Below are 12940 nucleotides of genomic sequence, written 5' to 3'. Positions count from 1 at the left end.
TTATAAAAATTATCCATTATTATAACATAAAAGTTGTTAAAATACAAACAAGGAGCTGATATGATTTCAGCTCCTTGTTATTTATGATAATCTTTCCTTAAAATCTTGATATCCAAAGCTTTTCACTAATTTTACTTCGCCATCTTTTGTTGCAATTGCAATGGAAGGTAATTTCATACCGTTGAAAGTATTGTTTTTTACCATAGAATAAATCGCCATATCACAAAATACAACTTGATCACCAATGGATAAAGGCTGATCAAAAGAATAATCCCCTATAATATCACCAGAAAGGCAAGTAGGTCCCGCAAAACGATAGGTGTATGCTTTCTTGTCAGGCAAATCTGAGCCTAACACATTTGGACGGTATGGCATTTCTAATACATCAGGCATATGGCACGCTGCAGAGGTATCTAAGATACCGATTTGAAAATCATTATCGACAATATCTAATACGGTGCTTACTAAAAAGCCTGTGTTCAACGCTACTGCTTCGCCAGGCTCTAAATAAACTTGTACATCATATTTTTGCTTGAATTGGTTGATACAATCAACAAGGGTTTTAATATCATAATCAGCTCTTGTAATATGATGGCCTCCACCAAAGTTTATCCACTTCATCTGCGGTAAATATTCGCCGAATTTTTCTTCTACTACTTTTAACGTGGCGATTAAATCATCGCTGTTTTGTTCGCAGAGAGTATGGAAATGCAGTCCACTGATTCCATCTAGTAAATCTGGGCGGAAGTTCTTTTTCGTAACGCCTAAGCGGCTCCCTTTTGCGCATGGATCATAGATTGCATGGTCTTGGGTTGAAAATTCAGGGTTAATACGAATTCCGAATTCTTTACCGCAATGCGACGCTTGTTCGCATTGCATTGCTTTGGCTTTATATTTTTCCCATTGTGCAAATGAGTTAAAGATAATGTGATCACATATTTCTAAAATTTCATCCATTTCCTCTTCTAAATATGCGGCACTAAATACATGGTTTTCTTTGCTCATTTCTTCAAAACCAAGCTTTGCTTCAAATAATCCGCTTGCAGTTGTACCGTCTAAATAGTCGCCAATAAGAGGGTAAAGACTAAACATAGAAAAAGCTTTTTGTGCTAATAAAATTTTGCAGCCTGTTTGCTCAGAAACTGATTTTAACACTTTTAGGTTTTCAATGAGCAAATTTTCATCAACGATATAATATGGCGTTTTTATTTTATTGGTATCGAAGTTTACGCTCATATTAGTCTACCAAAGTTGGGCTGAAGTCTTCTACCCAAGGAAGTCCCCATTTGTTTAAAGCCTCCATAAATGGATCTGGATCGAACTCTTCAATATTATAAACACCTGGTTTTCTCCAAGTGCCATTCATTACAAGCATTGCACCAATCATCGCAGGTACACCGGTAGTATAAGAAATTGCTTGAGATTCTACTTCTTTGTAACATTCTTGATGGTCGCAAACGTTATATACATAATAGGTTCTTTCTTTTCCGTCTTTGATACCTTTGAAGATACAACCTATATTGGTTTTTCCTTTTGTTCTAGGGCCTAGTGTTGCAGGATCTGGAAGAACTGCTTTTAGGAATTGCAATGGAACGATTTCCATACCGTTGTAGTTAATTGGCTCAATAGAAGTCATACCAACGTTTTCAAGGCATTTTAGATGTGTCAAATAGCTTTGACCGAATGTCATAAAGAAACGAATTCGTTTGATACCTTTTAGATTTAAAGCAAGGCTTTCTAACTCCTCGTGGTGTAATAAATACATATCTTTATCACCAATTTGAGGGAAGTTATAAACACGTTTGATTTCCATTGGCTCGGTTTCAACCCAATCGCCATTTTCCCAATAGCTTCCGTTCGCAGTTACTTCACGAATGTTAATTTCAGGGTTGAAGTTTGTTGCAAATGGGTAACCATGATCTCCAGCATTGGCGTCAAGGATATCTAAATAATGAATTTCATCAAAATAATGTTTTTGTGCATAAGCTGAAAACACTCCGGTTACACCAGGGTCAAATCCAGAGCCTAGTAGAGCGGTAATACCTGCTTTTTCGAATTTTTCTCTATATGCCCATTGCCATTTGTATTCAAATTTTGCAGTATCCAATGGTTCATAGTTTGCAGTATCAATATAGTGTGTTTTGGTTTCTAAGCAAGCATCCATAATCGTTAAATCTTGATAAGGAAGTGCAAGATTGATTACAACGTCCGGTTTAAAGTCATTGATTAGTGCAACTAGCTCAGCAACGTTATCTGCATCTACTTGTGCAGTATGAATTTTTGTCTTGCCACCATCTAACTTTGCTTTTAACGCATCACATTTACTTTTTGTTCTGCTTGCAATCATAATTTCTTCGAATACTTCGCTGTTTTGACAACATTTGTGAATGGTTACACTTGCAACTCCGCCACATCCAATAATTAAAGCTTTTCCCATTTTTAAAGTCCTCCTAAAGTTAATAATAATTCTCTAACTGTTTTACAAGCCACAGCGGTGGAAACGCCACTTTGGTCGTAAACAGGGGATAGTTCATTGACATCGCAACCAACTATATTGAGGTTGCTTAGTTGTAAAATTGCTTCTATTAATTCTGTAAAAGAGATTCCGCCTGCTTCTGGCGTACCCGTTCCAGGCAAAATCGATGGATCTAATACATCCAAATCCAAAGTAAAGTAAACAGGAACATCTTTTAATTTTTTAATCACTTTTTGAAATCCATCTAAATTGAATTTTTGCATGACAGTATGCTCGTTTGCAAACTCAAATTCTGCTCGTTCACCACTGCGGATACCAAACTGATAGATTTTATTGTCACCAACAAGATCCCAAATGCGATGCAATACCGTTGCGTGAGATAGTGTTTCGCCTAAGTAATCTTCCCGTAAATCCGCATGGGCATCTAAATGAATAATATGCAAATTTGGATATTGCTTTGCAACAGCACGAACTGCACCAAGCGTTACTAAATGCTCGCCACCAATCATAATTGGGAGTTTGTTATCTTGTAAAACCGTTTGTGTGAACGATTCAATTTCTTGTAGTACACGTTCGGTGTTTCCGAAAGGAATATCAAGATCGCCAGCATCAAAAACACAGATATCTTCTAAATCTTTATCTTGATAAGGGGAATAGGTTTCAATTCCAAACGATTCACTTCGGATTGCTTTGCTTGCAAAGCGTGTTCCGGGACGATAAGAGGTTGTTCCGTCAAAAGGAGCACCGAACAACACAAGCTTGGATTCAGAGTATTCGTTATTGCAACCAATAAAAGTTTCAATGTTTTTATTCCACATCTTTTAACATCTCCTCTACATAGTTTGGAAGATAGAACGAACCTTTATGCAGCTTGGTATTGTAATATTTCGTTTGCAGCTGCAAAGTATTCCATTTGTTTGCATCTAAATCTGTAATTGGATGATATTTTTTGGAGGCAAAGCCAAATAGCCAATGGCCCGATGGATAGGTCGGAATATGAGCTTGATAAACACGGCTAATTGGGAATGATTCCACAATTCGTTTATGAGCACGTTTCATAGCGACTGCATCTTCTTCATAAAATGGGCTTTCATGTTGGTTTACCATAATGCCATCTTCTTTTAACGCTTTATAACAGTTGCCATAGAATTCTTTGGTAAACAGGCCTTCTCCTGGCCCAAATGGGTCTGTAGAATCGACGATAATAAGATCATATTCATTTTCATATTTGCGAATAAATTTCAACCCATCTTGATAATAAATATTCACTCTTGGATCATCGAACTTACAAGCAGTTTGTTTGAGATATTCCTTGCAAACTGTTACTACCATCTCATCAATTTCGACTAAATCAATACGTTGAATCGTATTATAACGAGTGAGTTCTCGAACAACTCCGCCATCTCCTGCACCTATGACAAGTACATTTTGTATATTAGGATGAACTGCCATTGGAACATGAGTAATCATTTCGTGATAGATAAATTCATCTTTTTCAGTTAACATCATATATCCATCCAACGTTAAAAAGCGACCGAATTCTTTGGATTCAAAGATGTCAATCCGTTGAAATTCGCTTTGTAAGCTGCAAAGCTGCTTATCTACTTTGATAGAAAATTTAACGTTTTTCGTGTGCTTTTCGCTATACCATAATTCCAATCTACAATGCCCCTTTCCAGACTTGAAGTCGTTTGATATGCATATCTTGTGGACCAGTTAAAAAACAGCCCTTATCTTTTGCATAGTTAATATAATCAATGATTTCTTTTGTAATTTCTTCCCCAGGCGCTAAAATAGGTATTCCCGGTGGATAACACATTACAAATTCACAGCATACCCTACCAACGCTTTCTTCTAAGGAAACACTAGTTTTCTCACCATAAAAAGCTTCTTGGGGTGATAAAGTAACCTTAGGGTTAATATATTCATGACGAAGCATACCGCTTTTGTCTTTTTTATAGCGCCTTCTAATTTCGGATAGTGCACCAATCAGTCGTTCGATATTTTTATAGTTATCGCCAACAGAAACATAAGCTAGAATATTTCCAATATCGCCGAATTCAATTTGAATATCGTATTCATCACGCAGTAAATCATAAACCTCAATTCCGGCAAGACCGATATCAAATGTATTGACAGAGAGCTTAGTAGTATCAAAGTCAAATATCGTATCCCCATTGATAAGCTCTTTGGAATATGCATAGTAATCGCCGATTTGGTTAATTTCCTCTCTTGCATACTCGCAAAGCTCAGATACTTTTTGGAATATTATTTTGCCGTTTAAAGCTAAATTTTTTCTTGAAATATCAAGGCTTGATAGTAAAAGATAGGAGCCACTTGTTGTTTGGGTAAGATTGATAATTTGTCGAACATAATTGGCGTTCATTCGCTTACCGCATAATAAAAAGGAGCTTTGAGTTAAAGACCCGCCCGATTTATGCATACTGACCGAAGCCATATCGGCGTCAGCCGCCATTGCAGAAATAGGCATATTTTCTCCAAAATAAAAATGGGTTCCATGTGCTTCGTCAACTAAAACCAACATGTTGTTTTGATGAGCAAGTTCTGTAATTGCTTTTAAATTGGAACAAATTCCATAATAGGTGGGATTATTGATTAAAATTGCTTTCGCATCTGGATGCTGAGCAATTGCATTTTTCACATCTTCCACCCGCATACCAAGAGCGATACCAAGTCGTTCATTGGTTTGAGGGTTAATATAAACGGGGATTGCGCCACATAGTATTAATGCGTTGATTACGCTTCTGTGGACATTGCGTGGAAGAATTATTTTTTCGCCTTTTTTACAAGCAGAAAGAACCATGGCTTGAACGGATGACGTTGTACCATTTACCATAAAGAATGCATGAGCAGCGCCAAACGCATCAGCAGCAAGCTCTTCCGCATCTTTAATGACTGAAACAGGATGACACAAATTATCAAGCGGTTTCATAGAGTTCACATCAACCGTTAAACACTTTTCACCGAGAAAATTTGTGAGCTCCTGATTGCCTTTTCCACGTTTATGACCGGGAACGTCAAATGGTACCATTCTCATTTTTTTGAATTCTTCTAATGCTTCATAAATGGGAGCTTTATTTTGTGGATTCTGATTCAATTACGGCTTTCCTCCTAAAAACAAATTCGAGTTAATAAACATTCATGCCACTGAATATTTCAATCATTTCTTGTCTTAGACTATTGGTAATATTCAAACGTGTTTTTGGTGCGATTTCATAAACATCCGCATTAAATAAATAGTTTTGTAAATCGACTTCTTTAATAAGCATTTTTGTATGAAAAATATTGGATTGATACATATTAACATCAATTGCATCATATTTTTCTAACGTTGTAGGGTCAATATAATCTTGAATTGAGGTAATATGATGATCGATAAATAATTTTTTACCCAAAAGGTCACGAGTAAATCCTCTTACACGATAGTCCATTGTAATAATATCGGAATCAAAACTGCCGATTAAGAAATCAAGGGTGCTGAGCGGTGTGATTTCTCCACAAGTAGCAACATCAATGTCAACACGAAATGTAGCAATATTGTTATCGGGATGATATTCTGGATAGGTATGAACGGTAACATGGCTTTTATCTAAATGTGCAACAACGGTATCGGATGAAAAAGGAATCATTGATTCTTCCGCAATTAAGAAGGTAACACTTGCACCTTGCGGATCGTAATCTTGTTTGGAAACATTTAAAACAGTAGCTCCTATCATATCGGTAACGGTATAGAGAATATTTGTTAAACGATCTGAGTTGTATTGTTCATCAATATAAGCGATATAATCTCGTTGTTCTCGTTCTGTTTTAGCGTAACAAACATCATAAATATTAAAGCTGAGCGATTTCGTAAGGTTATTAAACCCGTAAAGTGTAAGTTTGTTTTCCATAAAACGAGCATATTTTCACATGTGCGTGATAATTATGCCCATATCCCTCCTTTTGCTTTTGCATTTATGTAATAAATAATCATTTTGTTTCCGAAAATAAATCTATGGATTTCTATTATATTGTTAGTAGATAACGTAATTTTAAGCAATAAAAAAATCCCAGAATATACTTCGGTATACCGAAATACAATCTGAGATTGGTCGATTCTAATATGAGCGTATCAAAATTGCAGGAGCCGTAACTCCATTTCGTATGCGCTTTTCTAGAGATTAGAGTCTATATAGCAAGAACTACTTTTACTACTCTTATTGACCGTTTCACAAGTGTGTATCCCGTACACGTTTGGTTGTAAGTAACCAACTTATAAAATTTGAGCTTCAAACTCAATCAATAAAGCAACTTCCGTTGCAATCGGCAGTTGACCCGGCTGTCCGTATGGCCTCGATTTCCTGTAGGAAATGGTCAGTGTTCTCGTCCTTTGCATAATGCATTAGACTCCAAAAACTGATATGGAGTATAGCACAATTTAGAAATAAAGTCAAGTAATTAAATGTATTTAATGTTAAAAACTATTTTGGATATAAATATAGTTAGTTATTGGAAGAATAAACTCCAATAGATGTGACTTAGTGATATTGTTTTGAAGCTTCATATACCGATAAAAACAGTATGCCCTTTTACTCCAAATTCATGACGAGAAGGCGCTGACATAATAAAATTTGCATAACATCTTGAAAATGTATTTGGTTTCACGTAAACTTGATTTAATAATAAAGAAAACGAGATGGTTTTATGAAAAACAGAATACCTTTTACAAAGTTGCAAAAGATACTTGTTTTATTGGGCACTGTTGTTTTGGCTTATACATTTTTGCAATTAACTATGTTATGGCCCGATATACCAACAAAGATTGCTACTCATTTCAATGCTGCAGGGGAAGCAGACAGTTTTGGAAGTAAAGGATCACTCTGGTTTACACCAATTATAGGAACAATACTTTGTGTTGGAGTATTTATTGTTTCATTATTTCCGTCTATTTGGAATATGCCTGTTGAGATAACGCCCCAAAATCAAGACATCTTATATAAAAAAACACGTAATATGTTATGTGGAATGAACTTGATTTTGGCAATCAATTTTTCTTATTTAACCTTACAACAAGCAAAAGGGAAATCACTCGGTAGTTGGTTTCTACCAATTATGCTGTTGCTACTGTTTGGCACGATAGCATATGAAATAGTGTCTATCATTTATATCAGCCGCAAAATAAAACATGATAAAAAATAGTAATAGCAATTTTAAATGACAGTTTGTACCGCAAGTCTATTCTTATCCTTTTGTTAATATATATGGTAGTACACAGTAACACGTATTAAGCAAGGGGAGTGCAGATTATGATAAAAAAAATCATAACGGCAAGTTTGATTGTTGGTTTATGTTTTAGTTTGGTTGGTTGTAAAAGCGTAAAGGGTTATAGTGACCTCAATAAAGCACAGGAAAATATGATGAAGCAAAACAGTTGTCATATGGTAATCTCTTCTTCTGTAAATGGGGCAACAAAAGCAGATGCCAATGTAACCGATTTTGTATATAAGCTAAACGATAAAGGTGTGATGGAATATTGTCAATCACAACAAGATGCATCAAATAAAATGGTATTTTGTGAAGTGAGTGATGGCGAGAAAACAGAGCAATGGCTTCTCGGAAACGGTTGGAGCAATGTAGATGCAACAGCATATACAAAAGATAATCCACATCGCTATTTGCAACTGATTAGCGGGAAAATCGATAAAAAGAATATAGCTAAAATGGATAAAAAAACCGATAATACAAATACGATTTATAATGTTGCAATGGATGCAAAGAAATTGAATAAAACGGTTTACAAAGATGCCGATATTACTGTAAAATCTCAAAATGTTAGCTTTACAGTAAACAAAAAGGGTGAGCTGATTTGTTATAATGATAAAGCGGTTATTTTGGATAAAGAGTCTAATGTTGAATCCGAATATGCATTAGAAGTGCAGCTAACGGAGCATAATGGCATTACTGAAATTAAAAAGCCAGATTTACAAGTAAAAGCAAGTGCAAATGCAACTTTAAAAACGTCTGCTAAAAAATAAAAGCAATCGACAATCTGCCTGATTTTGTGTTATACTAACTTTAATGAATAGCATAAAAGCGGGCATTTAGAAACAAGTATTTTTATTATGTTTATTTTTGCCGCCATGCATCATGGCGGCATTTTTTGGATACGTAATATGAAAAAAGAAAGGATAGTCTTTTATGACAGAAACGGTATTGGTGACAGGTGGTGCAAAAGGAATCGGAAAGGCTTGCGTAGAATTATTTGCAAAAAAGGGGTATCGTGTAATTATTCACTATCATACATCAAAAGAACAAGCCATTGCACTAGCGAATCAGTTACCAAATGCAATAGCAGTTCAAGCCGACCTTCGTGATGCGAACCAGATTGCAATAATGATGGAAAAGATTCAAACCACTTATGGAAAGGTGGATGTATTGGTAAACAACGCAGGAATTGCACAACAAAAATTATTCACCGACATTACCGAGCAGGAATGGGATACGATGTTTGATAGCAATGTCAAAGGAATGTTTTTGTTGACAAAAGCCGCATTGCCTGCAATGATTCAGCAACGGTATGGTAAAATCGTGAATATTTCTTCCATATGGGGAATAACCGGAGCATCTTGTGAAGTGCATTATTCTGCAAGCAAAGCTGCAATAATCGGTTTTACAAAAGCACTTGCAAAAGAAGTAGGGTTATCCAATGTAAATGTAAACTGTGTTGCACCGGGTGTTGTTATGACCGATATGATGCAAGGGTTTGATGAACAAACCTTATCGCAAATAAAAGAAGAAACACCTTTAAATCGGTTGGGAAATCCCGAAATGATTGCAAACACTGTCTACTTTTTAGCAACTGAGCAATCAGAATTTATTACAGGTCAAGTTATTAGTCCAAATGGCGGAATTGTGATATAATAATCCTTATGGATTATTATATCAGCTTGTAGAAAAAGTCTCCTAAATTCGATGATTTAGGGGACTTTTGACGCGAAAAATGGTATAATTAAATAGGGTGATTAAATGTTAGTTAAAGCTAAAAAAGACCGAACACAAGTAGAGTTTTTGTGCTTAGAAGAATTTATTCCAGCAGAACATTTGCTTAGAAAAATAGATAGTGCAGTGGATTTCTGTCATATATATGATTTCGTAGAGGATTTGTATTGTAAAGATAATGGAAGACCAAGCATAGACCCAGTAGTACTAATCAAAATGGTCTTAATACAACATTTGTATGGAATAAGTTCGTTGCGCAAATTGGTAGAAGAAGTACAAATGAACTGTGCATATCGTTGGTTTTTAGGATATTTAATGACAGAACAAATACCTCACTTTACAACAATAAGTTATGCCTTTAAACATAGATTTAACGAGAATACTATTGCATGCATTTTCAACTGGATATTGAATGAAATCAATGATATGGGATATCTTGACCCAGAGGTGGTATTTGTAGATGGAACCCATATAAAAGCAAATGCAAATATAAAAAAGGTTGTAAAGAAATCAATCCCCGTAGCAGCAAAACATTATGAGAAACAACTAATGGACGAAATCAATAAAGATAGAGAAGAACATAAAAAAAAGCCATTTGACGATACAAAGCCACCTAAAATAGAAGAAAAAATCATCAATGAATCAACCACTGACCCTGAAAGCGGTGTATTTCATAAAGGAGAGCATAAGAAATGCCTTGCTTATGAAGCACATACAGCTTGTGACAAAAAAGGCTACATTGTAGATGTTCATGTAACAGCAGGCAATGTACATGACAGCGTAGCATTCGATGATTTGTATGATAAATTAAAAGAAAACCACCCCGAAATCCAAACAATAGTGGCAGATAGTGCCTACAATACTCCCTATATTGCAAAAAGACTTATAGATGATGGAAAAGATTTATTAGTACCATATCGTAGACCAATGACAAAACAAGGCTTTTTTAAGAAATATGATTTTTCATATGATGAATATTTTGACTGTGTAGTATGTCCAAACAATAAAGTTTTACACTATTCCACCACGAATAGAGAAGGATACAAAGAATTTAAAAGCAATCCAAACGACTGTAAAATCTGTGGGTTTCGTTACAAATGCACTGAAAGTAAAGAATTCCAGAAACAATACACAGTTCATGTTTGGCATGAGTACTTAGAGCAAGTTTCAGATATTCGTTATGCAATAAAATACAAAGATCTTTATGCACAGCGAAAAGAAACGATTGAGCGAGTTTTTGCTGATGCGAAAGAAAAATACGCAATGCGTTATACACCTTATCGAGGTCTTGCCCAAGTAACAAACTGGGTTAGGCTTAAATTTGCGTGCATGAACCTTAAAAAGCTGGCAATACATAAGTGGAGGGTGAACTCTCCTTTTTGTATCCTTTGCACTTTTTTCAAATTTTCAACCATATATTCAAAAGCCCGACTTTGGTTACGCCAAAATCGGGCTTTTTCTTCAGACTGATATAATAATCCTTATGGATTATTATATATTTAAGTGGCGAAGCGAACATTTTATCAAGGGAACCTGTTTCCACTTTCGTGCAACAGACTTTTTATGATATGAAAACACCTAGGATGGCCCCTAGGTGTTTTTTGTGATATTTTTATATCTATCAAATTTATAAAACAAATCATAGCGGTGAACCTGTGTGCTCACTCGTTTGACAAATACTACCCCAACGGCAAGAGCAAGCCCTTGCCCTACACAATAATATACTACTCTTTACATATTGTTATAGCTCAACATTCATCATTTGGAATGTTCCAACATAAAGACAAATTAAATAAATCCACGCAACAGCTTTAAAAATCGCAATAAAGCTGTCTGCTAAATAAGATTCATCCTTTTTCTTTTTCTTACGATACCAACAATAAACTTTATTATAGGGAAAAAGAAAAAGAATCAAGCATGGAATGTATAATAATGAATAACGAAAATAACGCTCTAAGCCTCCGAAGATGTCGTAACTTAATATCATCGTGAAAACTAAAAAGCTACAATAGAACAGAAGGAATAATACTGTTGTAATAATACTACGAGTTTTCGATTTTCTGTTGCTACGCATAATTACTTTTTCAGCATAGTCGTCGTCATATTCTGATGCAACATTTCCAAGATAAGAATCGCAATTTACACAAAGTCGTTGACTGTCTTTGTTGACAGCGTTACATTTTGGACAAGTTTTCATAGGGGTGCCTCCTCTGCTGAATTAGTTATTTTAATAGGATACCACAATTAGTAAAATATTTCAATTATTTTTCTAATATTACTCTTTTACATATTCTGTTACTGCTAATAAGGCAACATGATTTATAACAATTATAAATAATCGATATCAATTTGGTTTGTATTGCTACTTGAAAAACAAAACCAAGCATTATATAATGAGAGAAAAAGGACAAATACATAGAATGGCAAAGCAATGATTTTATATGAAATGCCCATTCGAAAGCATTTATTTGGATAAAACATCACCAATATAATGTGGAAAACGATTCTGCTTTGTAAGTAATCGTTTTCATATTGATATAAAAAAGAAAATGGGGATAGGACGATGAATTTAAACAGCCTAACAACGGAGCAAAGGAATGCGAAAACAACTGCAATTGACGAAGTGAGTACACAAGAGTTGGTGCAGCTTATTAACAATGAGGATAAGCTTGTTCCTCTTGCAGTAGAAAAAGAGATTGATTCTATAGCTAAGGCAATTGATTTGATTTATGAAGCAATGAGCCAAGGCGGAAGATTGATATATTGTGGCGCCGGCACTTCCGGAAGACTTGGTGTGTTAGATGCGAGCGAGTGCCCACCAACGTATGGAGTGACACCGGATACCGTAGTAGCATTGATTGCGGGTGGAGAAGATGCTTTGCTGAATGCCGTTGAAGGTGCAGAAGATGATGAAATGTTATGTCAAAAGGAATTGGAAGCAATCCATTTTACAAAAAAAGATGTATTGGTTGGTATTGCTGCTTCCGGACGTACACCATATACGATAGGCGGTTTGCTATATGCAAAATCAATCGGTGCAAAAACGGTTTCTTTGACTTGCAATAACAATTCTAAAATGGCAGAAATAGCAGATGTATCAATTGCTCCAATTGTAGGACCGGAAGTTGTAACAGGTTCTACTCGTATGAAAGCAGGAACGGCACAAAAATTAGTTTTAAATATGCTTTCAACAGGAACAATGATTAAAATGGGAAAAGTATATCAAAATTTGATGGTAGATGTTATGCCATCAAACTTAAAGTTAATAGAGCGTTGCTGTAGAATTGTAATGGAAGCAACAGGTACAGATTATGATACTGCAAAACAAACCTTAGAAAGCGTGGATTATCATCCGAAAACCGCAATTGTAATGATACTTGGTAAGGTTACAAAGGAAGAGGCGAAAAAAAGGTTAGAAGAAAGCAAAGGACATATTAAAGCAGCGCTAAAATAAGATGCTTTCTG

At 35.4% G+C, this 12940-nt stretch carries 12 protein-coding genes; 5 read left to right on the top strand and 7 right to left on the bottom strand.

Annotation, left to right across the window (positions count from 1 at the left end; genetic code table 11):
* Positions 1–81: 81 nt before the first annotated feature.
* The 6 genes from nspC to speD form a co-directional block, all read right to left on the bottom strand.
* Entirely contained in the window at positions 82–1236 is a 1155-nt protein-coding gene (gene nspC, locus RBG61_RS06950; protein WP_307947110.1) for a carboxynorspermidine decarboxylase, read from the bottom strand.
* A gap of 1 nt (position 1237) precedes the next feature.
* Positions 1238–2437, bottom strand: a complete 1200-nt coding sequence (locus tag RBG61_RS06945; protein ID WP_307947109.1) for a saccharopine dehydrogenase family protein — start codon at positions 2435–2437, stop codon at positions 1238–1240.
* A gap of 2 nt (positions 2438–2439) precedes the next feature.
* Complete coding sequence (gene speB / locus RBG61_RS06940; protein WP_307947108.1) at positions 2440–3294, bottom strand: agmatinase; 855 nt, start codon at positions 3292–3294, stop codon at positions 2440–2442.
* On the bottom strand, positions 3284–4135 hold the full coding sequence (speE, locus tag RBG61_RS06935; protein ID WP_307947106.1) for a polyamine aminopropyltransferase: 852 nt from the start codon (positions 4133–4135) through the stop codon (positions 3284–3286). Before speE ends, speB begins: the two co-directional genes overlap by 11 nt.
* Before the next feature lies 1 nt (position 4136).
* Positions 4137–5534 (bottom strand): aminotransferase class I/II-fold pyridoxal phosphate-dependent enzyme, encoded by a 1398-nt coding sequence (locus RBG61_RS06930; protein ID WP_307947216.1) that lies wholly within the window; start codon positions 5532–5534, stop codon positions 4137–4139.
* Between the two features lie 91 nt (positions 5535–5625).
* Complete coding sequence (gene speD, locus RBG61_RS06925; protein ID WP_307947104.1) at positions 5626–6387, bottom strand: adenosylmethionine decarboxylase; 762 nt, start codon at positions 6385–6387, stop codon at positions 5626–5628.
* Between the two features lie 793 nt (positions 6388–7180).
* Between speD and RBG61_RS06920 the strand changes: the two genes are divergently transcribed.
* The 4 genes from RBG61_RS06920 to RBG61_RS06905 all read left to right on the top strand — a co-directional run bounded on the left by RBG61_RS06920 (position 7181) and on the right by RBG61_RS06905 (position 10945).
* Positions 7181–7675, top strand: coding sequence for a DUF1648 domain-containing protein (locus tag RBG61_RS06920; RefSeq protein ID WP_307947102.1), 495 nt, complete (start codon positions 7181–7183; stop codon positions 7673–7675).
* 107 nt (positions 7676–7782) lie between these two features.
* Positions 7783–8511, top strand: coding sequence for a hypothetical protein (locus tag RBG61_RS06915; RefSeq protein WP_307947101.1), 729 nt, complete (start codon positions 7783–7785; stop codon positions 8509–8511).
* A gap of 163 nt (positions 8512–8674) precedes the next feature.
* Positions 8675–9397: an elongation factor P 5-aminopentanone reductase gene (gene ymfI / locus RBG61_RS06910; RefSeq protein WP_307947099.1), complete on the top strand. Its 723-nt coding sequence runs from the start codon at positions 8675–8677 to the stop codon at positions 9395–9397.
* 105 nt (positions 9398–9502) lie between these two features.
* Positions 9503–10945, top strand: a complete 1443-nt coding sequence (locus RBG61_RS06905; RefSeq protein WP_307942256.1) for an IS1182 family transposase — start codon at positions 9503–9505, stop codon at positions 10943–10945.
* Positions 10946–11216: 271 nt separating this feature from the next.
* Here RBG61_RS06905 and RBG61_RS06900 read toward each other — a convergent pair whose 3' ends face one another.
* Positions 11217–11672: a hypothetical protein gene (locus tag RBG61_RS06900; protein ID WP_307947098.1), complete on the bottom strand. Its 456-nt coding sequence runs from the start codon at positions 11670–11672 to the stop codon at positions 11217–11219.
* Positions 11673–12038: 366 nt separating this feature from the next.
* Between RBG61_RS06900 and murQ the strand changes: the two genes are divergently transcribed.
* The gene (gene murQ, locus RBG61_RS06895) at positions 12039–12929 is read left to right on the top strand and encodes an N-acetylmuramic acid 6-phosphate etherase (RefSeq protein ID WP_307947097.1); all 891 of its coding nucleotides are present in this window, start codon (positions 12039–12041) and stop codon (positions 12927–12929) included.
* Positions 12930–12940: the final 11 nt, after the last annotated feature.

It is taken from the genome of Paludicola sp. MB14-C6, from assembly GCF_030908625.1.
Classification (GTDB): Bacteria; Bacillota; Clostridia; order Oscillospirales; family Ruminococcaceae; genus Paludihabitans.
Note: the sequence above shows the minus strand (reverse complement) of the source record. Positions and strands in the feature narration are given on the sequence as shown.

Excerpts from the sequence above, each read along its gene's own strand:
- nspC (WP_307947110.1), bottom strand. The coding sequence starts at position 1,236 with ATGAGCGTAAACTTCGATACCAATAAAATAAAAACGCCATATTATATC.
- RBG61_RS06945 (WP_307947109.1), bottom strand. The coding sequence starts at position 2,437 with ATGGGAAAAGCTTTAATTATTGGATGTGGCGGAGTTGCAAGTGTAACC.
- speB (WP_307947108.1), bottom strand. The coding sequence starts at position 3,294 with ATGTGGAATAAAAACATTGAAACTTTTATTGGTTGCAATAACGAATAC.
- RBG61_RS06930 (WP_307947216.1), bottom strand. The coding sequence starts at position 5,534 with ATGAGAATGGTACCATTTGACGTTCCCGGTCATAAACGTGGAAAAGGC.
- speD (WP_307947104.1), bottom strand. The coding sequence starts at position 6,387 with ATGGAAAACAAACTTACACTTTACGGGTTTAATAACCTTACGAAATCG.
- RBG61_RS06920 (WP_307947102.1), top strand. The coding sequence starts at position 7,181 with ATGAAAAACAGAATACCTTTTACAAAGTTGCAAAAGATACTTGTTTTA.
- RBG61_RS06915 (WP_307947101.1), top strand. The coding sequence starts at position 7,783 with ATGATAAAAAAAATCATAACGGCAAGTTTGATTGTTGGTTTATGTTTT.
- ymfI (WP_307947099.1), top strand. The coding sequence starts at position 8,675 with ATGACAGAAACGGTATTGGTGACAGGTGGTGCAAAAGGAATCGGAAAG.
- RBG61_RS06905 (WP_307942256.1), top strand. The coding sequence starts at position 9,503 with ATGTTAGTTAAAGCTAAAAAAGACCGAACACAAGTAGAGTTTTTGTGC.
- RBG61_RS06900 (WP_307947098.1), bottom strand. The coding sequence starts at position 11,672 with ATGAAAACTTGTCCAAAATGTAACGCTGTCAACAAAGACAGTCAACGA.
- murQ (WP_307947097.1), top strand. The coding sequence starts at position 12,039 with ATGAATTTAAACAGCCTAACAACGGAGCAAAGGAATGCGAAAACAACT.